The 24,601-nt window shown below is 35.7% G+C and carries 26 protein-coding genes and 1 other RNA gene; 7 read left to right on the forward strand and 20 right to left on the reverse strand.

The window, feature by feature from the left end:
- Window positions 1–17 precede the first annotated feature (17 nt).
- Both CAT7_RS02785 and CAT7_RS02790 read left to right on the forward strand, forming a co-directional pair.
- Window positions 18–1,262, forward strand: a complete 1,245-nt coding sequence (locus CAT7_RS02785) for a glutamate-5-semialdehyde dehydrogenase (protein WP_007721764.1) — start codon at window positions 18–20, stop codon at window positions 1,260–1,262.
- A 137-nt stretch (window positions 1,263–1,399) separates the two neighbouring features.
- Window positions 1,400–2,527, forward strand: a complete 1,128-nt coding sequence (locus tag CAT7_RS02790; RefSeq protein ID WP_007721766.1) for an NAD(P)/FAD-dependent oxidoreductase — start codon at window positions 1,400–1,402, stop codon at window positions 2,525–2,527.
- Between the two features lie 54 nt (window positions 2,528–2,581).
- Here CAT7_RS02790 and CAT7_RS02795 read toward each other — a convergent pair whose 3' ends face one another.
- Window positions 2,582–3,412, reverse strand: coding sequence for a hypothetical protein (locus CAT7_RS02795; RefSeq protein WP_007721768.1), 831 nt, complete (start codon window positions 3,410–3,412; stop codon window positions 2,582–2,584).
- Between the two features lie 234 nt (window positions 3,413–3,646).
- Between CAT7_RS02795 and mscL the strand changes: the two genes are divergently transcribed.
- Entirely contained in the window at window positions 3,647–4,057 is a 411-nt protein-coding gene (gene mscL / locus CAT7_RS02800) for a large conductance mechanosensitive channel protein MscL (RefSeq protein WP_007721770.1), read from the forward strand.
- Window positions 4,058–4,173: 116 nt separating this feature from the next.
- Here the strand turns inward: mscL and rsmI are convergent, their stop codons facing one another.
- The 15 genes from rsmI to add form a co-directional block, all read right to left on the reverse strand.
- Window positions 4,174–5,052 carry a 16S rRNA (cytidine(1402)-2'-O)-methyltransferase gene (gene rsmI, locus CAT7_RS02805; RefSeq protein WP_007721772.1) on the reverse strand — a complete coding sequence of 293 codons (879 nt, stop codon included), beginning with the start codon at window positions 5,050–5,052 and terminating at the stop codon, window positions 4,174–4,176.
- The gene (locus CAT7_RS02810) at window positions 5,030–5,386 is read right to left on the reverse strand and encodes a GIY-YIG nuclease family protein (protein WP_007721773.1); all 357 of its coding nucleotides are present in this window, start codon (window positions 5,384–5,386) and stop codon (window positions 5,030–5,032) included. The genes rsmI and CAT7_RS02810 overlap by 23 nt, the downstream gene beginning before the upstream one ends.
- The gene (locus tag CAT7_RS02815; RefSeq protein WP_007721776.1) at window positions 5,373–6,125 is read right to left on the reverse strand and encodes a tRNA1(Val) (adenine(37)-N6)-methyltransferase; all 753 of its coding nucleotides are present in this window, start codon (window positions 6,123–6,125) and stop codon (window positions 5,373–5,375) included. The genes CAT7_RS02810 and CAT7_RS02815 overlap by 14 nt, the downstream gene beginning before the upstream one ends.
- Window positions 6,126–6,217: 92 nt before the next feature.
- Complete coding sequence (locus CAT7_RS02820; RefSeq protein ID WP_007721778.1) at window positions 6,218–7,204, reverse strand: NAD(P)H-quinone oxidoreductase; 987 nt, start codon at window positions 7,202–7,204, stop codon at window positions 6,218–6,220.
- A 158-nt stretch (window positions 7,205–7,362) separates the two neighbouring features.
- The gene (locus CAT7_RS02825; protein WP_007721780.1) at window positions 7,363–7,707 is read right to left on the reverse strand and encodes an initiation-control protein YabA; all 345 of its coding nucleotides are present in this window, start codon (window positions 7,705–7,707) and stop codon (window positions 7,363–7,365) included.
- 53 nt (window positions 7,708–7,760) lie between these two features.
- Window positions 7,761–8,747: a DNA polymerase III subunit delta' gene (gene holB, locus CAT7_RS02830; RefSeq protein WP_007721782.1), complete on the reverse strand. Its 987-nt coding sequence runs from the start codon at window positions 8,745–8,747 to the stop codon at window positions 7,761–7,763.
- Between the two features lie 11 nt (window positions 8,748–8,758).
- Window positions 8,759–9,088 carry a cyclic-di-AMP receptor gene (locus CAT7_RS02835; RefSeq protein WP_007721783.1) on the reverse strand — a complete coding sequence of 110 codons (330 nt, stop codon included), beginning with the start codon at window positions 9,086–9,088 and terminating at the stop codon, window positions 8,759–8,761.
- Window positions 9,089–9,110: 22 nt separating this feature from the next.
- On the reverse strand, window positions 9,111–9,746 hold the full coding sequence (tmk, locus tag CAT7_RS02840) for a dTMP kinase (protein WP_007721785.1): 636 nt from the start codon (window positions 9,744–9,746) through the stop codon (window positions 9,111–9,113).
- 103 nt (window positions 9,747–9,849) lie between these two features.
- Window positions 9,850–11,280 (reverse strand): aminotransferase class I/II-fold pyridoxal phosphate-dependent enzyme, encoded by a 1,431-nt coding sequence (locus CAT7_RS02845; protein ID WP_007721787.1) that lies wholly within the window; start codon window positions 11,278–11,280, stop codon window positions 9,850–9,852.
- A 22-nt stretch (window positions 11,281–11,302) separates the two neighbouring features.
- The gene (locus CAT7_RS02850; protein ID WP_007721789.1) at window positions 11,303–11,542 is read right to left on the reverse strand and encodes a YaaL family protein; all 240 of its coding nucleotides are present in this window, start codon (window positions 11,540–11,542) and stop codon (window positions 11,303–11,305) included.
- Window positions 11,543–11,568: 26 nt separating this feature from the next.
- Window positions 11,569–12,165 carry a recombination mediator RecR gene (gene recR, locus CAT7_RS02855; protein WP_007721795.1) on the reverse strand — a complete coding sequence of 199 codons (597 nt, stop codon included), beginning with the start codon at window positions 12,163–12,165 and terminating at the stop codon, window positions 11,569–11,571.
- Window positions 12,166–12,265: 100 nt separating this feature from the next.
- Window positions 12,266–12,577: a YbaB/EbfC family nucleoid-associated protein gene (locus tag CAT7_RS02860; RefSeq protein WP_007721797.1), complete on the reverse strand. Its 312-nt coding sequence runs from the start codon at window positions 12,575–12,577 to the stop codon at window positions 12,266–12,268.
- A gap of 31 nt (window positions 12,578–12,608) precedes the next feature.
- The gene (gene dnaX / locus CAT7_RS02865; protein ID WP_007721799.1) at window positions 12,609–14,429 is read right to left on the reverse strand and encodes a DNA polymerase III subunit gamma/tau; all 1,821 of its coding nucleotides are present in this window, start codon (window positions 14,427–14,429) and stop codon (window positions 12,609–12,611) included.
- A gap of 262 nt (window positions 14,430–14,691) precedes the next feature.
- Window positions 14,692–14,778: signal recognition particle sRNA small type (ffs, locus tag CAT7_RS12125), an RNA gene on the reverse strand.
- Window positions 14,779–14,890: 112 nt separating this feature from the next.
- A complete protein-coding gene (gene add / locus CAT7_RS02870) occupies window positions 14,891–15,928 on the reverse strand; it encodes an adenosine deaminase (RefSeq protein ID WP_007721801.1) in 1,038 nt (345 codons plus the stop codon).
- 273 nt (window positions 15,929–16,201) lie between these two features.
- On the opposite strand from add, the gene CAT7_RS02875 reads away from it, so the two are divergent.
- Window positions 16,202–16,948 (forward strand): ABC transporter ATP-binding protein, encoded by a 747-nt coding sequence (locus CAT7_RS02875; RefSeq protein WP_007721803.1) that lies wholly within the window; start codon window positions 16,202–16,204, stop codon window positions 16,946–16,948.
- Window positions 16,945–17,694 (forward strand): ABC transporter permease, encoded by a 750-nt coding sequence (locus tag CAT7_RS02880; RefSeq protein WP_007721805.1) that lies wholly within the window; start codon window positions 16,945–16,947, stop codon window positions 17,692–17,694. The genes CAT7_RS02875 and CAT7_RS02880 overlap by 4 nt, the downstream gene beginning before the upstream one ends.
- Window positions 17,695–17,768: 74 nt before the next feature.
- Here CAT7_RS02880 and CAT7_RS02885 read toward each other — a convergent pair whose 3' ends face one another.
- The 3 genes from CAT7_RS02885 to CAT7_RS02895 all read right to left on the reverse strand — a co-directional run bounded on the left by CAT7_RS02885 (window position 17,769) and on the right by CAT7_RS02895 (window position 19,896).
- Entirely contained in the window at window positions 17,769–18,725 is a 957-nt protein-coding gene (locus CAT7_RS02885; protein ID WP_007721807.1) for an ABC transporter substrate-binding protein, read from the reverse strand.
- A complete protein-coding gene (locus CAT7_RS02890) occupies window positions 18,722–19,480 on the reverse strand; it encodes a polysaccharide deacetylase family protein (RefSeq protein WP_007721809.1) in 759 nt (252 codons plus the stop codon). Before CAT7_RS02890 ends, CAT7_RS02885 begins: the two co-directional genes overlap by 4 nt.
- Window positions 19,481–19,662: 182 nt before the next feature.
- Window positions 19,663–19,896 (reverse strand): hypothetical protein, encoded by a 234-nt coding sequence (locus CAT7_RS02895; protein ID WP_007721810.1) that lies wholly within the window; start codon window positions 19,894–19,896, stop codon window positions 19,663–19,665.
- 227 nt (window positions 19,897–20,123) lie between these two features.
- On the opposite strand from CAT7_RS02895, the gene alr reads away from it, so the two are divergent.
- Window positions 20,124–21,296, forward strand: a complete 1,173-nt coding sequence (gene alr / locus CAT7_RS02900) for an alanine racemase (protein WP_007721812.1) — start codon at window positions 20,124–20,126, stop codon at window positions 21,294–21,296.
- A 99-nt stretch (window positions 21,297–21,395) separates the two neighbouring features.
- Here the strand turns inward: alr and CAT7_RS02905 are convergent, their stop codons facing one another.
- Window positions 21,396–23,348, reverse strand: a complete 1,953-nt coding sequence (locus CAT7_RS02905) for an ABC transporter ATP-binding protein/permease (protein WP_007721815.1) — start codon at window positions 23,346–23,348, stop codon at window positions 21,396–21,398.
- A 267-nt stretch (window positions 23,349–23,615) separates the two neighbouring features.
- Between CAT7_RS02905 and CAT7_RS02910 the strand changes: the two genes are divergently transcribed.
- A complete protein-coding gene (locus CAT7_RS02910) occupies window positions 23,616–24,599 on the forward strand; it encodes a biotin--[acetyl-CoA-carboxylase] ligase (RefSeq protein ID WP_007721816.1) in 984 nt (327 codons plus the stop codon).
- Window positions 24,600–24,601 lie beyond the last annotated feature (2 nt).

The following is a 24,601-nucleotide window of genomic DNA, read 5'->3' on the forward strand; positions in this document are numbered from 1 at the left end:
TTTGAAAGGATGATTTTATGGAAACCTTAATTCAACTAGGTGAAAAAGCAAAAAAAGCCGCTCGTGCACTTGCAAGAGCCTCATCATCTGAAAAAAATGAGGCGTTAAAATTAATGAGCCAAGCTTTAGTGACTCATACAGAAACAATTCTTACAGCCAATACATTGGATTTAACCGCTGCTAAAGAAAATGGGATAACAGAAAATATGATGGATCGTTTAATTTTAACTCAAGAACGCATTGAATCGATGGCCAATGGAATTATTGAAATAGCTGATTTACCAGATCCAATCGGAAGAGTCGATGGGATGTGGAAAAATGAAGCTGGTTTAACCATTGGCAAACAACGTGTTCCCTTAGGTGTTATTGGGATTATTTATGAATCTCGTCCAAATGTGACTACGGATGCTGGTACTTTATGTTTCAAAGCTGGCAATGCGGTGATTTTACGCGGTGGTAAAGAAGCAATCCACTCAAACAAAGCCTTAGTCCGCATCTTGCAAGATGCGCTTGAGCCAACTATTTTTCCTTCTTCAGTCATTCAATTAGTTGAAGATACAACACGTGAAAGTTCTAAAGAGATGATGCGATTGAATCGTTACCTAGATGTTTTGATCCCTCGTGGCGGTGCAAAGCTGATTCAAACGGTTTTAGAAACAGCTACTGTGCCAGTAATCGAAACAGGTACCGGAAACTGCCATGTGTATATCGATAAAGACGCTCAATTAACGATGGCAACCGACATTATTGTTAACGCCAAATGTACCAGACCTTCTGTATGTAATGCCGCCGAGACACTATTAATCCATGAAGATGTAGCAGAAGCCTTTTTGCCTGTGATTGAAAAAGCTTTAGCTCCTTGGAATGTCGAATTAAGAGCAGATGAAAAAGCTCTTTCTTACTTAAAAAAAGCCATTCCAGCTACTCAAGATGACTGGGAAACTGAATTTTTAGATTTCATTTTAGCTGTTAAAGTAGTCTCTTCTTTAGATGAAGCGATTGAACACATTGATCGTTATAGTACGGGTCATTCTGAAGCAATCGTAACGGATGATTACGCTGCTGGTTTACAATTTCATCGCGAAGTAGATTCTGCTGCTGTTTACATTAATGCCTCTACTCGTTTTACAGATGGATTTGAATTTGGATTCGGAGCAGAGATTGGGATAAGCACTCAAAAGTTGCATGCGCGCGGTCCAATGGGGTTAAATGAATTAACTTCATCAAAATATATCATCTTTGGTGAAGGACAAATTCGTTAAAAAGCTATTTTCATTGAAAGAAGCAATTTTAAGGAATGAACTTAAAATTGCTTCTTTATCTATTTCTATCATATAAGAACGAGTATTTTCAATTACTAATACAACTATTTAATTGTATATATAAAGGATGAGGATCAATGACACAAACAAAACGAGTTGCAGTTATCGGTGGCGGTATCGTAGGAGCTACCGCTGCATTTTACCTTAGTAAAAAATATGATGATGTGGATATCTATGACGATGGTATGGGGCAAGCAACTTCTGCTGCTGCCGGAATTATTTGCCCTTGGCTATCTCAACGTCGGAATAAAGAATGGTATGAACTTGCTTCTAAAGGCGCTGCTTTTTATCCTCAACTGATGCATGATTTAAATGAACCTCTTTCTGATTCAGATATTTACCAACAGGTTGGAACGCTTGTCTTCAAAAAAAAGCCGAGCTTACTAAAAAAATTGGAGCAAATCGCTCTTAAGCGCCGAGAAACGGCTCCAGAAATTGGAGACATCGCCCTCTTATCACCCAAAGAAATCAAGGCGAAATTTCCACTATATGGTTTAGAAGAATCAGCTTTATTTGCTTCAGGAGGTGCACGCGTTGATGGCTCTTTATTAACAAAAAAATTGATTGATCAAGCCATATTTAATGGCGCCCGTCATTATTCTGAAAAAGTTATACTCTCACACTCACATCCATCTGAGTATGTTATTCGTTCTACGACTCAAACAAAAACGTATGATGCAGTTGTTTTAGCAGTCGGAGCCTGGTTACCTGAATTACTCAATCCACTTGGTTTAGAGGTTGATATCCGTCCTCAAAAAGGACAGTTGATTCAGCTTCATTTACAAGAAGACATGTCAAAATGGCCTGTTATTATGCCAGATGGCGAAAAAGACATTATACCTTTTTCAAACGGTAAAATTATTGTAGGAGCTACACATGAAAACGATGGCGGTTATGATCTAACACCCACTAAAGAAAAATTAGAACTTATGTTAGCTGAAGCTATTGAACTTGCTCCTGGATTGAAAAATGCGTCCATTACAAGTATCCGGGTCGGAACAAGAGCTTATACTTCTGACTTTGCTCCTTTTTTTGGAGCCGTTCCCAATTATCCTAACCTGTTTACAGCTAGTGGTCTAGGTTCATCGGGACTAACTTCAGGACCTTTAATCGGTCGTATGTTGAGCCAAATCATCTCAGGTGAACCGACTGACTTACCGCTTTCTGATTACCCTGTTGAGCAGTATATTAAAGAAATCCAATAAAAAAAGCAGAAGCCAGATAAATGAAAATGTCTGGCTTCTGCTTTTTTTATTGAGTTAAATTCCAGAGTCTGTTCCGCTGAATACAGCATATTCACCAGTTAATGGATCCATTTTCTTCAACTCTTTTGTTGCTAAATTGTATTCAAACATACCTACCATATTTGAAATTCCTACTCCATCTACTTCATGTGAATGACGAATTTCAACAGTATACGTTTGTTCATCTTTTTTAGTCGCATAAAATTGGTTGTCCTCTGGAGATATTCCAGTTAGCGCAACTATTTTATCCAGTGCTGCATTTACTTCTTCTTCAGGTGTTGCTTTAGTTGTTGTTTCTTTACTAGACTCTGCTACAGCAGCTTCTTTATCGGCTAACCAATTGCCAATTTCGTCATCAGAAACTGTTTTGATATCTTTACCTGTTGCTTTTGAAAATTCTGCAGCAGCTAAATCCGAAGTCCGTTCCGTTTTATAAGTTGATTTTTCTATCAGCGCTGTTGCTTCATCTGCCTTAGCTGCTTCAGCTTGAGCAAGCGTAATATCTTCGCTTAAACTAGTAGCTTTCGTTTCGATCTCACTGTACTCTGATAAGTCATTTTGAAGCAATAATCCGATTGTACCGGCTGCTTCATCATATTTTCCAGCTTCATATTGAGCTAATCCATCTGCATAAATTTCATTGTACTTTTCTTGTAACGAAACTTCTTCTGTTGATGAATCTACTACTTGCGAAGATGTTGATTCCGAAGTAATTGACTCAGATACAGTCGATTCAGACACTGTTGCTTCTGATGATGCACCTTCATTTCCATTACTTGTTCCACAAGCGCTTAAGGCTACCATACTTAAAGAAATGATTAATAGACGACTCCACTTTTTCTTCATATCTTTTCCCCCTTATAAAACTATTTCTTTTTTCATTATACCTTATTTTCTCCTTACTCCTCACTAATTTGCATATTCTTATTTTAAACTTTATCTTTATAATGGAGCTCTTTAGCAAATGAAATTTATCTGAACATTCTATGAATGAAAATGGACAATGAAAATGTTCTTGTGCTATAGTTGAAGTAGTACTAAATAATTTATCATTTTATCTTTATTAGGAGGTGAAAAAAAATGAAGAAATTTATGGACGAATTTAAAGAATTCGCTTTTCGAGGAAATGTTCTAGATTTAGCCGTTGGGGTCGTTATCGGTTCAGCTTTTACTGCCATCGTTACTGCTCTTGTTAGTTATATTATTATGCCTCTTGTTGGTATCCTTACTGGTGGAACAGACATTCAAGGTTTATCCGTAGAAGTCGGCGGTGCTAAATTAGAGTATGGTGCTTTCTTACAAGCAGTTGTGGACTTCATTCTGATTGCACTTGTTATCTTTATCTTTATTAAACTCATTAATAATGCTGCAAATAAATTTAAAAAAGAAGAAGAAGTTATTGTTGAGGAAATTGAAGTTCCTATAGCAGAACAATATCTTAAAGAAATTCGCGATTTATTAGCAGAAGATAAAATAAATCATACTAAATAGGTACTGAAATCTTTAACTCAATTTAACTAATGCTAAAAAAAGCATTTGCTTTCTTTCCGGAGTATGTATTCCGTAAAAGGGGCAAATGCTTTTTCTGTTAACCTATTTCTATTCTTTTAAAATTCATGAAAAGCTGCATAGACTTCTTGCTTCTTTAATCCTCTTAATTTCGCCACTTCTTTAATGGCATCTTTACTGGTAAATTCATTATCATTAATCATTAAATCAACGTGTTCTTTTAGCGACAATATTTCCCAGCTTGTGTCTTCTTCCGCTAAAAGCGTTCCTAAACTATTGCCTTCAATGATTAAACAAAATTCGCCTCTAATTTCATTTGTCATTGACCAGTCAATTGCTTCTTCAATAGTACCTCTTATAAATTCTTCATATCGTTTTGTCAATTCACGGCAACAAACAATCCGTCGTTCCATTCCAAAAACGGTTGACATATTTTTCAAGACTTCTTTTAAACGATGAGGCGATTCATATAAAATAATCGTTTCCGGCCGATGATTCAGTTCTTCTAAAGCAATTAGTTGATCCTTCTTTTTTCGTGGTAGAAAACCAAAAAAATAAAAAGGCTGCGGACTTATTCCAGATGCAATCAACGCTGTTAACCCAGCATTTGCTCCTGGTAAAGGAATGACTGGAATCCCAGCTTGGATACAAGCTACGACTAGTTCGTGTCCAGGATCACTGATAGACGGCATGCCGGCATCACTTACTTGGGCAATCGTCATACCTGTTTCTAATTTTTTAATTAGTTGGCTGATTCTTTCTTGTGTATTGTGTTCATGAAAGCTGATTTGAGGTGTTTTTATTTCATAATGATTTAGTAATTTTTGAGTAGTCCGTGTATCTTCAGAAGCAATCAAATCAACTTCCTGTAGTAATCTTACTCCTCTAAATGTCATATCCTCTAGATTTCCAATAGGAGTAGGAATAAGATACAAACTTCCGCCTTCAGTTTGCTCAAAACTCTTTTGACTCTGCATTTTTTTCACCTTCCTTTACTTCCATTTGTTGCATGTTTAATAAACAAGGATTTGTTGATTGAATGGGAAACACAACTCCATGGTTTATTAAATAATCTAATTTACTTTTCCGAATTTGTTTCTTAAAAGCATACTCTGCTTTTGTAGCTTCACTTCTAGTTCCATAACCCTCTGCATAAATCATTTTTACCGGCCTTCTTGTTTTGGGTTTTGTGTACTTCGCACCAATACCCTTGTTATGTTCTTGTTCTCTTCTTTCAAGATCTGTGGTATATCCGCCATAAAAGCTTCCATCTTGACAATATAAGACATAAAAATAACTAACGGATTCCATGTAGCATCGCACTCACTTCTGGTAAATAGTCGTTATCTTCATTGTACACAAAAAGTGGTGGCAATACGCGAAAGCCTGTATCTTTTCCATCTTTTATACCTTCAATTAATAATGTATTGGCTTCTTTTCCAACTTTTGGATAAACCAAACGCATTTTTTTAGGTGCAATTCGATATTTTTTCATTGTTTCTAAGATTTCGATTAATCGATCTGGACGATGAACGAAATAAGCTTTTCCATTCATTTTTAACAGCCCACTTGAAACCTTCATAACTTCATCTAAATTTGTATGCAACTCGTGTCTGGCAATTGCCAAATGGGAATTAGGATTTTTTATACTTTTTTCTCCCACCGCAAAATATGGCGGATTACACGTTAATGTATCCACCGTATCTTTCTTAATCCATTTGCTTGCATCACTTAAATCTCCATGTACAATAGAAACTTGCTTTTCTAACCCATTAACTTGAATGGTTCTATTGGCCATATCAACTAATCTTTCTTGTATTTCAATTCCTATAATCGGACTATTTGTTTTTTGACTGAGCAATAAGCCGACGACTCCATTTCCTGCACATAAGTCAACAACTTTTGCGCGATCATGTTTAGCTGGTTGAGCAAAATCTGCTAATAATACTGCATCTAACGAAAATGAAAAGACTGATGGGCTTTGGATAATAGATAAGTTATGACTGAGCAACTGATCCATTCGTTCATCGCCTTTTAACCACTGATTCACTATTGACACTTCCTTCAATTATCGTCATTTTCACTATAACTTATTAAGGTTCTCTCTCTAATATGAGTAAGTGAAATTCTATCTATATTTGCTTAATCTTCAATCTTCAAAATGATTTTTCCGCTATTTTTATTTTCCTCCATGTACTGGTGAGCTTTTGCTACCTCATCCAAAGGAAAAACGATATCTACAATAGGTTTAATCAAACCTTTTTCAAAATATGGTAAAACATTTTCAATAAATTCATTGGTTAATTGAGCTTTATAGTCATCACTTCTAGGTGTTAACAGAGTCCCCTTTAGAGTTATTCGTTTTTGCAGCAACATGCCTAAATTAACATTTTCAACTACTGCTCCACCCAACACCCCAATAACGACCCAACGTCCATCTGTTTTTAGACTGTTCAAATTTTTTTCCCAGTATGAAGCGCCGACAAAATCTAATATCAAATCAACGCCTTTTTGCTCAGTGTACTCTAAAACGAGTTGATCAAATTCTTCTTCTTTATAATTGATCAGTTTATCTGCACCGAGTTCTTTACAAAATTGTAACTTTTCAGTCGAGCCTGCAGTTACGATAACTTTTGCTTTAGTCATTTTTTTTGCCAATTGGATAGCTGCTGTGCCTACACCGCTAGCTCCCGCATGAATCAAGACTGTTTCTTCTGACTCCAATTCTCCTAACCAATAAAGTGTTTGATACGCAGTCAGAAAAACTTCTGGAATTGCCGCTGCTTCTTCAAAACTCATATTGTCCGGTATGCGAATGGCTCGATCTGCTGGCATAACGACATATTCTGCATACCCGCCGTGATTCACTAATCCAGCAACTCGTGTTCCTGGAACCAATTGATTGTTGGAACTATCCTGGTTTTCAACTACCACTCCAGCAACTTCAATGCCTAATATTGGATACGGTTCAGGCAATTGTCTATTTTCACGCGTCATGATATCGGTCCTATTTATCGCACTTGCTTTAACTTTTACTAATAGTTGTCCCATTTCAGGTTTTGGTATCGGTCTTTCTTGCATCTCTAATTCTTTAGAATTACCCGGTTTTTTTATTGATACAACTTTCATTACTTATACCAACTCCTTATTGTCATTTACTGTTACTTTATCATTTGAGTTGTACATTTCCAAATGGTTCACACTCCAACTAATATAACAGTAAATAACAAAAAACTTGTAGCCTTTTTTATCAGTACGGTTACAAGTTTTTTTATTAAATTCGTGTTTTATCTTCTTTCGCCATAAATGACATCTAAACAAAAGGCACAAGGTTCATCATTTACTCTTCTTGAACCATAAAATACGTTGCACACATGAAATCCATCTTCGTATAACTTTTCAAGATTTAAACGTGATTTGCTCATCTCTGGTTCTACAACTTCTTCATCTGATCGTTGCTGCTTTTCAAGATCACTCAAACGGTCTCTCAAGTGTTGATTTTCAATACGAAGAGTAGCATTTTCTTCGACCAATGTTTCAACCTCTTTTTTAATTTTAGAGATTTGATGGAGAGTCGTATCAGTATCAAGTTCTATTTGAGTAAAACTATCATATAAAGTTTTTTTGTCCATCCCTTATCACCCACTCTTTACTATGATCATCGCTTAAATCATCTTTTATACCTTTATTTCATTAATTGTAAAACAAGCTGTTCAAAAACACCTTGAGCATTGACATTGCTTTCTAGTTTTTTACGACTAAGCAAGACGTCTTCAATAGCTTGGATAATTGCTTTTCCTGTATATTCTGTTTTAATGTGATCCAGTTCTTTTTGATAACGTGCATACGCCAATACATCTAATGTGTGATAATGGATCATCAATACATCTCGGTAGGCTAATAAAATTAAATCTAACAACCTTCTATGTGCATCGCGGTCTTTGAAATGAGGCATAATAGTCGTTTGTACGTAAATGAAACTTTGGCTGTCTTTACTCGTAATCAGTGTAAACCATTTCCAAGTAATTTTCTTTGCCTCTTGAAACCATTCGTCTCCATTCATTTCAAGTGCTTCTTCTACACTATTGGTCAATTGTACCAATAAAGAAGCCTGATTAATAGAAAGTCCTTTAGTTTCAAGCTCTGCCATTAACTTTTTTTTAGTTAAAGCTTGAAAATGAACCAGTTGGCATCTAGATAAAATAGTTGGAAGAATCCGTTGCTTAGCTGTAGTTAATAAAAATGCTACTGCGCTCCCTTCAGGTTCTTCTAAAAATTTAAGTAAACTATTTGCAGCACCCGTTGTCATCTTTTCAACATCTTCAATTATAAAAATCTTTTGATGGCTTTCTACACCGCTTTTTGAAAATTCTGCTTTTAAATTACGAACTTGTTCTACTTTTATAGATAAGCCATCTGGAATGATCTCAATCACATCTGGATGTTGATGTTCAAAAACACGTCGACAATTTTGACATTTTTCGCAAGGGAGGTTTGCTTCCCCATCTTGGCAAAGCAAACTTGCGGCCAACCACAAACTCATCTCTTTTTTACCCGTTCCTGAGATACCTTCAAAAAGATACGCGTGTGCTAACTGTTTTTGTTGCACAGTTTTTGTGAATTGTTTGACTAGTACAGGTTGTAGCCAATTTAATTTTTCTTCGATATTCATCACGACCCGCTTTAAAATTGTTGGAATTGATCAACAGGTAACACAAATACAGTAGCCCCACCAACTTGAACTTCTACTGGATAAGGCATATTTGTTTCCATTGAAACATCTAAGCTGACAGGAGGAGTCATAAATTGTTCTCTTGACTGACAATTTTTACGAATGATATCTAATACTTCGTCCACACGTTCTTCTTCGATTCCTACAATAAATGTTGTATTTCCTGCTTTTAAAAAGCCTCCTGTTGTTGAAAGCTTTGTTGCTCTTATACCCGCATCTACAAATTCATTCGATAAACGTCCACCATCTTTATCTTGAACTATAGCTAATATTAATTTCATCGTAAATCGACTCCTCTTCTTTTTATCCTCTGATTCTTTTTATAATGGTCTCGTAACAATCCGCAACAACTTTTTCTAGCTCTTGACTGGCATCAATTTGAACGATTCGCTCCGACTGTTCTTTAGCAATTGCTAAATAGGCAGACCGAACTTTTTCATGAAATTCTAGTGTCTCTTGATCTAAACGGTCAAATTGACGATTATCTTTATTTTGATTGATCCGCTCCAAACCTAAATGGGCCTCTATGTCTAAGTAGAGTGTTAAGTCCGGAGAAAGATTATCTGTTGCAAACTGATTGATTTCAGCTACTTCCGAAATGCCAATACCACGAGCTACGCCTTGATAAGCTAGTGAACTATCCACAAAACGATCACAGATCACTACTTTCCCTGTTTCCAAGGCTGGAATAATCTTTTCTACCAAATGTTGCCTTCTTCCGGCTGCATACAATAATGCTTCCGTACGTATGTCCATTTCAATATTCTCTGGATTTAAAATAAGTTCACGAATTTCTTCGGCGATTCGACTGCCACCAGGTTCTCTTGTTGCAACAATTTCTTGTTGAATAGTTTCTACCAACATTGGAATAAGTTTTTTTATAACACTGGTTTTCCCTGCGCCATCTGGACCTTCAATTGTAATAAATATTCCTCTCACTATTCTAAGCCCCTACCTTCTTAATCTAGCTTTATAGCTACTTTCATTATACTGTATCTAAGACCTACAGTCTAATTGCTTTTCTTTATTGCTTGCGATAGAATCAATCATTTTCAGAAAAAATAAAAAGTTCCCTTTTATTTTCAAGTCCAACAACTCTCATTGACTGACTTAAGCAATATTCTACTTGTCTGATTTGTTCACTTGTTAATCGTTCCCCTTTTAATACAAGCGGGATTCCCGGTGGATAAGGTGTTATATTTTGTGCGGCAATTTTCCCTTGGGCTTCTTCCAAACGCGTTCGTTTAACTCTTCGCTTTTTTTGATTGTTGTAACTTAAATCTAGTTCCATATGAGGTGCCATTGACAATCGCTTTCTTCCTCTATCGACCCCATCACTTTCTGCCTGTTGCAGCAATTGAAGAGAGAAAGGTTCGCTAACTTCTGCTTCTTGTTTTAGTAGTGGAAACGTCAGCAAAACGGTATCTTCTTCTGTCTTTTCGCTAAAGATACCTTGTTCTTCTAGTTGAGTAGCCAATACTTCACCGCTATGTTTTGCCCAAGACACTCTCACTTTCAACGGGTCGTCACTTTGAAGTATTTCTAAACCTGCATTCTCAAATTGCTTTTTCCATCTATCACGATAGTCCAAGGTGGTTTCCAAGTCTTTTTCATTAAAAAAGGCTAAAAAGTAACGAGCATACTCCAAAGACAACATCAACGGATAAGACGGGCTGCTGGATTGAAGAATATGCAAATAATGTTCAATTTGGCTTTCAATAGAAAATGAAACATGATTTCCAAGATGCAAATACGCTGTTTGTGTAAGTGAAGGCAGCATTTTATGAGCAGACTGTACAACTACATCTGCTCCTAAATCTAACGCTGAGGCAGGGAAAGGAGCTCCTAATGTAAAGTGTGGTCCATGTGCTTCATCTACCAACACTAAACACTTTCTTTTTCTGGCATAATCAATCAATTCTTTGAGCGGGTATACCATACCATCGTATGTAGGATATGTTACGATTAAGGCCTTAACAGATGGATAAAGCTTAAAAGCCTCTTCCAATCTTGGTAAAGAAATTCCTAAAGGCGTTGCATCCAATTCATTCAGCTCAGGGGTTAAAAAAACCGGGTGTAATTCAGCTAATTCTAATGCATGAATAACCGATTGATGACAACTTCGATCAACAAACACTTGATCTCCTTTATTGGTCGATCCCATAATCATAGCTAAATTACCCACAGTTGAGCCATTTACTAAATAATAACTCTTTTTACTGCTGTATAACTCGCCTAGCAAATCTTGGCTTTCTTTTAAAACACCAACAGGTTCATGCAAATAATCTAATCCTGAAACTTCCGTCTGATCAAAAGATAGCATGGAGTGAAAAGAAGTTAATGATGGATCCCAGTTCATGCCATTCTTATGTCCCGGTACATGAAAAGAGACCTTTTCTTTTTTTTCATGTTGCTTTAATACATCAAAAAGAGGGCGACGATGCTGTTTTGCATCATCTTTTTTTCTATTCATCCTCGCTCCTCCTTATTTTTGGTTACTTACCCGATTCTAAAGTAGATGTATCGCCTTTAATGTGTCTATTTTTGGCTTCTTTAAATAAATAAAAATACTTTGCTTCTGCTAATTTTGTTTGAGCAAATAATAAACTATCTTTCTCAATGACGGAATATTCAATTTTTTTAGCGTATTCCCATTTTCCTTTTGTCTCGGTCATTAATTTTAGCAAGGCTGCATCGTACTCTTTTCGCAATGCATATTTTTTCTTAAATAGCATTTTTCAGCCTCCCTCCTAAATCCTGTTTAAAGTTCTCTACGCCCTTCAACTGCTTTTAATAGTGTAATTTCATCGGCATATTCAATGTCACTTCCGACTGAAAGACCGTGAGCTAAACGCGTAACTTTAATTCCTGCTGGCTTAATCAATCTTGATAAATACATAGCTGTAGCTTCACCTTCAGCAGTCGCATTTGTGGCAATAATCACTTCATTAATCTCGTCAGACTGCAATCGTTTGATCAGGCTCGGTATATTGATGTCTTCAGGACCAGTACCTTCTATTGGAGAAAGAACCCCATGTAATACATGGTAAACGCCATGGTATTCGCGCATTTTTTCTAAAGCCATAACATCTTTTGGATCTTCGACAACTAAAACGATACTTCTATCACGTGATTTATCTTGGCATATTTGACAAGGGTCATCTTCTGTAATTTGACCACAAATAGAACAATAATGCAGATCTCTTTTTGCACTAATCAAAGCCTTAGCAAAATCTGTTACATCTTCTTCACGCATATCAATTGTGAAAAAAGCTAAGCGAGCTGCTGTTTTCGCCCCAATTCCAGGTAATTTCATGTAACTGTCCATTAATTTTGATATCGGTTCTGGATACTGCATAGTCATTTCCTTTCTTATCCTTTATAGCGGAATTATAGGATTCAAAAAACGGGACCCGCAAGGAATCCCATTTTCATTCATTAAATCTGATTTAAGTGGCTTAAAGACCGGGAATTCCTTTAGCGTATTTCCCCATAACTGCTTGTGTTTCTACTTCTACTTTTTCTAAAGCATCATTTGTTGCTAAAATGATCAAATCTTGCAGCATTTCAATATCATCTGGATCAACCGCTTCTGGTTTTATAGCGATATCTTTCATTTTCTTTTCACCTGTTAGGGTTACTTTTACTAAGTCCCCATTAGTTGTTCCAAAAAATTCTTTTGCATTTAAATCCTCTTGTGATTTTGCCATTTCTTTTTGCATTTTTTGCATTTGTTTCATCATACCTTGCATATTTCCCATTCCACGCATTAATTATTCATCCTTTCAATCCATTAATTTTTTAATCATTTCTTACTTCTACTACTGCTTCTCCAAATAATTCCATAGCTTCTGTCACAATCGTTTCATCTTCTTCAGGTTCCGGTAAAACCGATTCTAAACTAGCTAGGTTTTCTTGTTCGTAATTAGAAACAACTTGGGTTTCATTCTTATGAACAGAAGGAGTTGTAACTTTTTCTGCTGGGCGTTTCTTTATTAATTCTTTATTTTGCTTCAAAAACTGTTCTCGAATAACTGGCCATTGTTCTGCTGGAACACAGATCATTTGCGGTGAGTATCCCACTAAACGTCGCAAATCTTCACTGACAGCTTCAAGCAATTCTTGATCATTTGTAGCCTTTTGACACAAAATATCATATTCGAATGAAACAATCAAGCCATTAGGACTCGCTGCAACCGGCGTTGAAGCTTTCATGATAGCTCGTTGCGTTACCGAAAGCATATTCAATAAATCAGGCCAAATATCAACCAACTGAGCTAAGTTATCTTTTGTTGCTTCACTTAACACTTTGTAAATAATTGTCGTATTTGTTTTAAATTGATTATTTCCTGGTTTAGAGATTGCTTTGGGAGCTTTTTTAGTTGGCTGAGGAGCTCCGCCATTCTTGGCAAGTTCTTGCAGCTGCTTTCTCATTTGAAGAAGTTCTTTTTCCATATCCGTGATCTTTTGTTGCCCAACTTGTGAATTCCCATTTGTTCCTGATTCTTCAACTGCTAATCTATCCGCTACCTTAGCAACCGTTAACTGAGTTAATTTTACCGTAGCAACTTCCAAATACACTTCTGCATGATTTGTAAATCGCATCTCTTGTTGAGTATCATTTAAAATTCCAATGACTTCATACAATTGTTGAGCTGTGATTGTCTGACTGAGCGTTTTAAATCCTTCGTCAACATTTGCGCCTTCTAATAAATCGGTCATCTGGGGAGCTTGTTGGTAAACCAATAAATCTCGACTGAACAAAATCAGGTCTTCTACAAAACGGCTGGCATCTTTTCCTTCTGCTAAGATACTTTGCAAAAGAGACAAGCCTTTTTCAGTCTTATGTTGAATAATGGCATCAAAATAATCCAAGACTAATTCTTGTGTCAAACTACCGGTAACGCTCATGGCATTTTCAGCCGTTACTGAGTCATCTCCATACGAGATAGCTTGATCTAGAATGCTTAATGCATCACGCATTCCACCCTCAGCAGCTCTAGCGATGACGGTTAAAGCCTCTTCTTGATAAGTTATTTTTTCTTGATTTAAAATATATGCCATCCGTTCACAACTATCTCGAACGCTGATACGTTTAAAATCAAATCGTTGCGTTCTTGAAATAATAGTCAATGGGATTTTATGGGGCTCTGTTGTAGCTAAAATAAACACAACATTTTTAGGGGGTTCTTCTAATGTTTTCAATAAGGCATTAAAAGCTCCAGTTGTTAACATGTGTACTTCATCAATGATGTACACTTTGTAATCTGCGCTAGTCGGAGCATATTTTGCTTTATCCCGAATATCTCGAATTTCCTCTACTCCATTATTACTGGCCGCATCAATTTCAATTACATCATTTAATTGGCCTTGGGTAATAGAGTGACATGTTTCACACTCATTACAAGGCTCCCCATCTTTTAAATTGGGGCAATTAATAGCTTTAGCAAATATCTTCGCTGCACTCGTTTTTCCTGTTCCACGAGGCCCAGTAAAAAGGTAAGCATGACTTGTTTTTTCTTGTGCTAAAGCATTTCTCAACGTTTGCGTAATAGCTTTTTGACCCGCAATGTCTTGAAACCGTTGGGGACGCCATACTCGATAAAGTGCTTGATAACTCATGCATTTCTCCCTTTCTTGAACCATTCGTCATTACTCTTTATTATACGTCATTTGAGTCCAAATTTAAACAGCTGACAAAGACTCTTTTAGTCTATTTAACTTATTCAGCTACCCACCTTAAAGTGTGGATGCTTCAAAAAAGTTTCTTCTGAGATAAATAGATTTATTAATGCTGAATTGGCTTAGATACCCTCCCAGATAACTACACCAATAGACAAAAAGAAACCGCTGATTAAAAATCAGCGGTTTCTTTTTTTATTCTATGTACGTACGGCACATGACGAAACATCCTTAGTGCTGCTTCCTTCCAGATCTGACACGATTCGAAAGTTCACCATTGCCGTACGGCCTTGCGGCATTTCTTATTATAAAGGAATAATAAATAAAAAGCCAGTGTTTTTTCAAAATTAACGCAGTTCATTTGTCAAAAGACTAAATTTTTACTAATCAGACAAAAAACCTTATATCGCCTTAACTTTATTAAAGCTATCAACATATGCATCTACTAATTGGATATATTCTACTTTTTCTTCATCAGAAATCCAAGCAATCTCAAAAGAATTTTTAACAAGCTGAACAACTTGTTCTGTTGTTAAAAAATAATTTTCAGCTACCGCATATAAGTCGTCAGAAATGTAACTCTGGAAATAAGCTGGGTCATCTGAATTGACCGTTACTTTCACTCCTTGTTCCAATAACTCAATAATTTCTTTTCCTTTCATATCTTCTACTACAAAACCATTCGATACTGGGCAGCAAGTTAGGCCGATATTATTTTCTTTCACATATTTTACATAATCTGGGTTTTCTATGATATTTGTCCCATGATCTAGTCTTTCAACCTTTGCATCGAAAAGAGCTTGGCGGATGTGTTCTATTGAATTTTCTTGATCAATATCACAATGCATTGTAAGGTGAAATCCGGCTTCTTTAGCTTTTTTAAATACATCAAAAAATTTACTTGGCGGATTGCCTCTTTCATCAGAATCTAGTCCAATCCCAGCAATTTTATCTTTGTACGGAAGTGCTTGTTCAAAAGTTTCCATTGCTGATTCAGCAGACATATCTCGTAAAAAGCACATAATCAAATCCGCACTTATCCCTAACTCAGAACTATTTTGAATAGCACGATAGTAGCCGTTAATGACATCCTTGAAGTTTATACCTCTTGAAGTATGTGCTTGAGGGTCGAAAAATAGTTCTACGCGTTTTATATGGTGTTCTTTAGCTTTTTTTAAGTATTCCCAAGCTAGTTCATAGAAGTCTTCTTCTTTTTGTAAAACATTCATTGCTGGATAATACACATTTAAGAAAGAAGACAAAGAATCAAATTGATAACTTTTTTGAACTTCTTCAATGGTTTCTTGTCCGATAGCAATTTTGTTTCTTTTTGCTAATTTCAATTTTAATTCCGGCTCTAAAGTTCCTTCTAAGTGGAGATGAAGCTCAGCTTTTGGTAAATTTTTAATGAATTCTTTTGTTGGATAGTTTTTTGTCACTCTGTGCACTCCTCTAGTTTATATTATAATTGTCTTTATTAAAAAAAACGGGATTTAAATTTAGAACTAAATCTCTTTGACAATTGAAATTATACGCCTTTTAATCAATTTATCAAGAATCAATATGTAGAAACTGGAAATAAGTAACCAAAACACGAACAATTATTCAGAATTATGCTTTTAACTTAATGATTGACTTGTTTTTAAAAGGTATTTGTATCTTGCGTCTGAAAATTTTATAATAGACCTAACTAACGAAAAGAGGGACAAAAAATGATTAAAAACGCTGTATTTGTGAATAATCTAACTTGTTCGTTCACAGATAAAATTGTGTTAGATGCACTTTCATTTGTCGTTCCAACAAACTCTACTTGTGTCATAATTGGGCCATCCGGCTGTGGTAAAACGACACTACTACATACTTTAGCGGGATTTATTAAACCTGACAGTGGCGTTTTAAGAATGAACGACGAACCCGTAACTGATTTTCCAAAACGCACTGGCATTATCTTACAAGATTATGCTTTGCTACCATGGTGCACTGTGTTTGATAATGTAGCACTAGGACTTAAAATAAGTCATCAAAATCCAACGGTAATCAAGGAAAAAACAACCGCTCTTTTGAACGAATTAGGGATATTAGATATCGCTCACTATTATCCTTCTCAAATCAGTGGCGGACAAAAACAGCGAACCGCTATTGCTCGAAGTTTGAATTTAGAGCCTGAAATTCTTCTTTTGGATGAAGCTACTTCAGCACTTGATGCGATGACCAGAGAACAATTGCAAGATATGATTTTAACTCTTCATCAACTAAAAAAGACCACTCTTTTACAAGTAACTCATTCTATTGAAGAAGCTGTTTTTTTAGGAGAACAAATCATTGTGATGAAAAAAGGTGGGATACATGAAATAATCCAGAACCCTTTAGTTGGCATTAAAGCGATTCGGAAAAAATCATTTTTTTATGATATGTGCTTAACGGTAAGGGAAAGTTTAGAAAGTGGGACCAGAGGATGAATCAAAAAACAAAAATGCCTTTTGATACTTTGATTGGCTTAGTCGGTTTATTTTTAATTTGGGAAGGTCTTTATTTTTTTATTAATCATCCTGTCATACCAGAGCCAATCGAAACCATTCGTTTATTTATACACTTGTTTCCATCACTCATTCCACATATCCTCAGTAGCTTATACCGCATTTTAATGGCTATCCTTATTTCATTCCTGATTGGTGTACCTCTAGGGATTTGGATTGGAGCGAGTAAATGGGCAGACCGTTTATTATCTCCGCTAGTATATTTAATTTACCCCATTCCAAAAGTGGCTTTTTTGCCTGTTTTTATGCTTCTTTATGGATTAGGTGATGCTTCAAAGATTAGTTTAGTTGTTTGGATTATCGTCTTTCAACTCATTTTATCGGTCCGAGACGGCATTAGCCAAATTGACCGATCGTATTATCAAGTCATGCGCATGATGCATGCTAGCAAATGGCAAACGTTCATCTACTTACTTTGTCCAGCTATTATTCCCCAAATCATCAGCGGTTTACGCGTTTGTATTGGAATTGCCATAGCCTCACTTTTTTTTGCTGAAAACTATGCTACTAAATATGGTTTGGGCTATTACATCATGAACGCTTGGTCAGTCATTGATTATTCGGAAATGTTTTGTGGTATATTGGCACTTTGCTTACTGGGATTTCTATTGTTTAAACTAATTGATATTCTAGAACGGTTGCTAGTACCTTGGAAAAAAGAGGAGTAGCTATAAACAAAAAGCACCACGATTTGAAAAGAGCTTCTCGTAAAAGAGGCAACTTTCAAATCGTGGTGTTTTCACTACTCTTCTAACATAGAAAAGTCAGTTAATTCTTTATAGGTATATTCTTTGCTGATCATTTCTTTGTCTTTTGTCCATTTTTCAATACTATCATATTGTTCTTTCGTAACAATAGCTGCTTTATTGTAGCCTTCTTCTTTATTAGTTAAATAATCTCCCATCGTTTCGGGAAAATTATAATCTTTCAAAATAGAACTATACTCCGCTGGATCTGCGGTGTTCATGTAATCGACAGCTTTGTTGTAAGCTCGATAAAAAGCAGCAATATCAGTAGACCTTTCTGCTACAGTATCATCACTAAAGAGTATCGTCCCACCTTTGATGCCATATTCTGTCGAGCTTGCCAGTACATGTGCTCCGTTCATTTTTAATGCTGTAGCTTGAGGTTCAGTAAAGATGACCGAATCAATTTGATTTTCTAATAATGCTTCGTATCTTGCAGGGATAGAAGGAATAGAGACAACTTCATACGTAATATTATTTTTAACAGCTATTTCATCCATAATGTATTCAAGCAAAAGTTTAGGTACTAATGAAACATCTTTTCCATCCAATTGTTTTATATCTGTGATACCTGAATCTGGTGAAGACAACAATTTAAACTCTTCATTGATATCTGATGTAATGGTTAAATCAATTCCGCCTTCTTTAAATGAAAGAGCCGTCATTACATCACCAATCATTCCATCAAGTTCGCCAGACTGAGCTGCTGCGTTACGATCATTTGGCGCGTTAAAAGGAGTGATTTCTACAGAAACATTTTCATCATCAAAATAACCATTCTCTTTTGCTAGTATAATTGGAATAGCTGATTCTGCTGGCAATGTTCCAAATCGTAAAGGTTCATTTGTAAGCTTTGATTCACTGGTTTGTGCCGATTGACTGCTCTCATTATTATTTGAGCAAGCTACCAATCCTATTGTAGCCGCCATCAACAATATAGCTATTTTCTTCATTTATTTTCTCCTCTTTCTATAATTGCTTTAAATTCTTCTATTGAACATCCTAATGTTACCGTATCACGATGCAACTCCAATAGCGGTGTATCTATTGTATTGGTACCCGGAGTCGTTGTGAAAGCATAATTCACATCAGCTTTCATTAACCGTTCACTATCGTTAGCATTATAAATGCCAAACGGATAAGCAAATACCTCAGGATAACCCACATACTCTCCGCAAGCTATTAAATCCTTTTTCAAGTCTTCCATAGAAACCAGTTGCATAGCAGCTGTGCCGTCCGAATGACGGATGTGTAGATTAGTCGTATGATTTGCAAATTCAAATACATCTTTCATCTCTTCTAATTCTTTTTTACTCATAACCATTGAAACCGTTGGATCAAAATCTTTTTGTTTTTGTGATAACCACCCTAATACCACAAAACTAACCGCATGAAATTGTAAACTTTTTAAAACAGGATAAGCATATTTATGTACAGATTGAAAAGCATCATCAATTGTTATTAAAACGGATTTTTCAGGAAGGGTTGCTCCATTTTCATAAAATTTTTTTATTTCTTGGAGTGTTAAAGTGTGGTAGCCTTCACTTTTCAAATAATTCATTTGCTTTTCAAAATCATCTAAATAACTGAAAAGTACTGCTGGTAAAGCATCTTGGTAATTTTGCTCTACTGAAATAATAGATGGTTTGGTTCTATCAAATGTGTCTCGTTCGCGAAACTCATGGTACATCAAAACATTAAAACTCATACATATTCCCCTTTTCTTTGTGAAGAAAATCACTTAAAATTTTAAAAAAGCTTTTTTCACTTAAACATCATAACACTTATCTTTAGTTAAACTAACTAATTATTCGAAAAACAATCTTTTTTAATAAAAAACTAATGGCCAATAACCGAGTTTCCTCCTGTTATTACCCATTAGTTGGTTAGTCATTTTTCCTGATGCGTTTTTAAAACGGCCAAAATTTCTAAATATAAAGTTACCGCATCATAATTATCTGTATCGTATTTTTCCATTTCACCGGTCCGTATTTTAAAAATTTGATCCATTTGGTACAAAATATTCGTTAATAATTCAATTTTTTTGTGTTGCTTTAATTTCTTTGATTTAAGAATAGCTAAATAATTTTTTCGGAAATCTAGAATATTATCTATGTAACCCACCCTATCTTTTAATAATAGCAGAACACACTAATCTATTTATAAAAATGAGCACCCTATAGTTTCTCTAAGATACACTGTATAACTTTTCACTAGTATACCATGTATTTATGATTTCATTTATGCGTTCGACTATTTCTACCTATCATTCCCATATTAAAAGTACAATTTCTCACTATTAAATGGTATCATTATTAAAAATCTGATAGATAAATTTAGGAAGTGACGAAATGAAAATTGAAAGTTATAGAGAAACATGGGTAGAAATTGCTCTGGATCACTTAACAGATAATATAAAGGCTTTTAAAGGAATACTTTCACCTGAAACTGCTTTAATGGCAGTTGTAAAAGCTGATGGCTATGGTCATGGCGCTATAGAAACAGCAAAAGCAGCAATTGAAGCTGGTGCAACTTACTTGGCCGTTGCGTTCTTAGATGAAGCAATCAGTTTACGTAAAGCTGGATTCTCTACGCCTATACTAGTACTTGGCTATACTAGCCTAGATACTGAAACAATTGAAATGGCGATTGATTATGGTATCACGTTAACCATCTACTCAAAAGAAGCTGTAGAAAGCATTCAAAAACTAGCTATTCAAAAAAAGAAAGTTTGCCGTATTCATTTGAAAATTGATAGCGGAATGAACCGAATTGGCGTACGAACGGCTGAAGAAGCCTTACAAATCATTGCTGCAATTACATCAGACTATTTGGTATTCGAAGGTATTTTCACTCATTTTTCTGATGCAGATGCTATTGAATCTACATTTGTTCATGATCAATTTAACCACTTCATGAAAATTGTTTCTTCCATTCAAAAAAAGGGCTATACGATTCCCATTAAACATTGCTGCAATACTGCGGCGACCATCGCATTTCCTAAGATGCATTTAGATATGGTTCGTATCGGGATTGGTATTTATGGTTTATATCCTGAAGAACATTTGCGCACTAAAATAAGCTTGAAACCAGTAATGACGTTCAAAACAAAACCGATTTTAATCAAGGAAGTTCCGGTTGGGCAAACTATCAGTTATGGAAGAACGTATACAACGACAAAAGATTCGATAGTTGCAACGATCCCTGTCGGCTACGCTGATGGACTTTCACGGACACTATCGAATAAAGGGCACATCACAGTAAACGGGCATAAAGCACCTATTGTCGGACGCGTATGTATGGATCAAACTATGGTGGACCTTACTGAAATTGATCCTGTCTACTTTAACGAAGAATTCGTTCTTTTTGGAGATCCCTTAGATGGTGCTATCTCAATTGGTGAGGTTGCTGATCAAATGGGCACAATTCACTATGAAGTCGCTTGTTTAATTGGTAAAAGAGTCCCTAGAATTTACATCAATCACAATAAAATAATAAATTCTACCGAGTTAATACAATCCTGACTAAGCTGCTATATATAAAAAAACAACCCTAACACGTAACTGTTTAAGCACAGTTATGCGTTAGGGTTTATTTATTAGTAGACTTATACGTTTACTTGATTAGTCTCTTCTTAACGACTCTACTGGATCTAATTTTGCAGCTTTAGATGCAGGCATTAGACCCGCAATCATACTAATGATGATACTTAAAACTATTCCAGATACAGCATACATTGGCGTTAAATCAATGATAGACACATCAAAATAGTGCGTGCTTGCAGCATTAGCAATTAATGATAATCCCCAAGCGATACCGACTCCAAACATTCCACTAAATAAACCAATCAAGAAAGATTCGGATACAAAGATACGACGAATGTCTTTTTTACGTCCTCCAATAGCTTTGATTACACCAATTTCTTTTGTTCGTTCAACTACACTGATATATAAGACAGTCAATATCATGATAGCTGAAACCACTAATGAAATCCCAGCAACGCCGGCTAAAACATACGTAAAGACATCTAACATTTGACTAAACGTTTCTGCTATCGCTTCGGTTGAAGATCCTTTATATCCTAAGTCCTCCACTTTAGCTTTGATAGCCTCTGTCGACGCTGCATCATCGGAAACAAGGTAAGCGATATTCGGATTTAATTCTCCACCTGCCTCTTCCAACGCATTTTTTAAATCTTCATAATTCAAGTAGACTGTGTCTAACCCTGATTCAACACCATATATTCCACTAACAGGCATGGTCAAATCAAGCTGTTTTTCATTAACAATCGTATTGATTTGAATCTCTTTTCCTACAAGGTCTTCGCCTAAAGTATCTGCCATGTTTTTAGTTATCATGACTTCTCCTTCTTCAGGAAGTCCGCCTTCTGCTATATCTGCGCTCGTGATCATAGAAGAAATAGTCGTTACACTCATAAACTGACCAGATTTATCATTATACGTAGCTTTATTGGTCCCTATTGAGAAATTGGTAAAGCCTTCTTCAACAGATTCTACATGCTCAATTCCAGCCAACTCATCAATATTTTCCGATTCAAACGAAGCTGAACTAGACAATAAAGGGTTCTGGTTTTGCAATTCATTTATGTCTGTTTCATTTCCCGTTTCTTCATCTGGCATATGAACTTCACTAACTAACGGGTTTACTTGACTGTTCATCGTATCCGTTAAATAGGAATTCACACCACTTCCTAAAGACAACATCAAAATGACACTCATAATTCCTATACTTCCACCTAAAGCAATCAAAATATTACGCGATAATTTTTCTTTCATATTTAAAAGTGCTAACTTAGCAGATCCCAGTAAGCTCAAATTTTTATTACGATTGGGTTTTGCTGTTTTGTATTTGTTATCTGTAACGGTTAGAGCCTTACCCATCTGATCATTGATTACTCGTCCATCATCGATTGTCACAACTCGGCTAGAATAAGCTGCTACCTTTTCTGAATGGGTAACCATAATGACAAGTTTGCCATTCTCAGCGATTTCTTTAATCATTTCTAAGACTTGATTGGTTGTTTCTGAATCCAAAGCTCCTGTGGGTTCATCTGCAATAATAATATCCGGATCATTTACTAACGCACGAGCAATTGCTACACGCTGCTTTTGACCTCCTGAAATAGCATCCGGTTTCTTGTGCAACTGGTCTTGCAACCCAACTACACCTAAAATTTCTTTTGCTCTTTTTTCTCGATCTGCCTTTGAAACATTAGATAAAGTCATTGCTAACGTCACATTGTCCAAAACCGATAGATGTGAAATCAGGTTAAAACTTTGAAAAACAAACCCCACTTTTTCTTTATGGTATTCTACTAAATTCTTTTCAGAATAATCTCTGATATTTTCTCCACCAACAAGAATTTCACCTTGAAAATCTGAATCTAGTCCTCCCATAAGATTCATTAGTGTTGATTTCCCACTACCTGATTCTCCAATAATAGATACTAATTCGCCTTTTTCAAATGACAAATTAATGTCTTTCAACGCTTGAAATGTTGCTCCACCGCTAATTTTATACGATTTGTTAACTTTTTTTAATTCCATTACTGACATTTTTATGCTCCTTCAAATCTATCTGACATTGTTTTTTGGATAATAGGCTAATGTTACTACTTTTCTTTTGATTTAACAATGATTATACCTAGTGTTTTGGTGCACATACTTGAAACTAATCTTTTAACAGTCGTTCTGCTAGCCATTCATTTTTTACATTTTGACTAACAATAGAACAGCACATTTTTTCGATTGTTACCTTTAAATTTAAAACGAGTTGACAATCTAAATTGTTCCTTTTATACTATAAAAAAACGAGGTGAATGAATGTCTACAAAATTACGCATCTTAGCTCTATTAGAACAACAAGATGGAAAAAGTATTTCAGGACAAACTTTAGCAGATGCTTTATCGCTTTCTAGAACATCTGTCTGGAAAGGAATCAAAGCTTTACAAGAAGAAGGGTATATCATTGAAGCTGTCACAAATAAAGGGTACCGACTTTCTTCAAAATCAGATATTCTTTCGATTGAAACCATCCGACTATACCTACAACCAACACTGCAGTCTTTTCCTATTTATGCCTTTAAAACAATTGATTCTACAAATAACGAAGCCAGAAAAATCGCCCTAAAAGATCCCATAAACCAAGGGCTTGTTCTCTCTGAAGAACAAACAAAAGGACGCGGACGAATGGGCAAAACATTTTATTCTCCTAATCAAACTGGTGTTTATATGAGTTTTTTCCTAAAACCAAATTTAGATATGGCTGATGCTCCATTAGTCACTACTGCGACAGCTGTAGCAGTCTGTTTAGCTATTGAAAAATTAACCGCTAAAAAGCCGCAAATCAAGTGGGTAAATGACATTTACCTTGATGGGACGAAAATATGTGGAATTTTAACTGAAGCTGTATCTGATTTTGAAAGTGGCAAAATAGAAACCTTAATTGTTGGCATAGGCTTGAATGTCAAAGAACCTTTGACTGGTTTTCCAGCTGAATTAGACACTATTGCGGGTTCACTAATGTCTTCTAAAGAAACAGAAAACATTAACCGGAATCGTTTAATAGCTGAAATTGCAAATCAATTTGATGGTATTTATCAAACGATTGAAGAACGTTCTTTTCTAGCAGATTATAAGAAACGCTGTTTTGTGATGGGGAAAAAAATTACTTTTAAAGAACGTAAACAAGAGTTTGAAGCCATTCCAATTGATATTGATCCTCAAGGAGGACTCGTGGTCCAAATGGCTGACGGTCAGAAACGAACACTATCTTATGGCGAAATCAGCATCAAAAAGCCATTTTAAGA

Source organism: Carnobacterium sp. AT7, from assembly GCF_000171855.1.
In the GTDB taxonomy this organism is placed as follows: Bacteria; Bacillota; Bacilli; order Lactobacillales; family Carnobacteriaceae; genus Carnobacterium_B; species Carnobacterium_B jeotgali.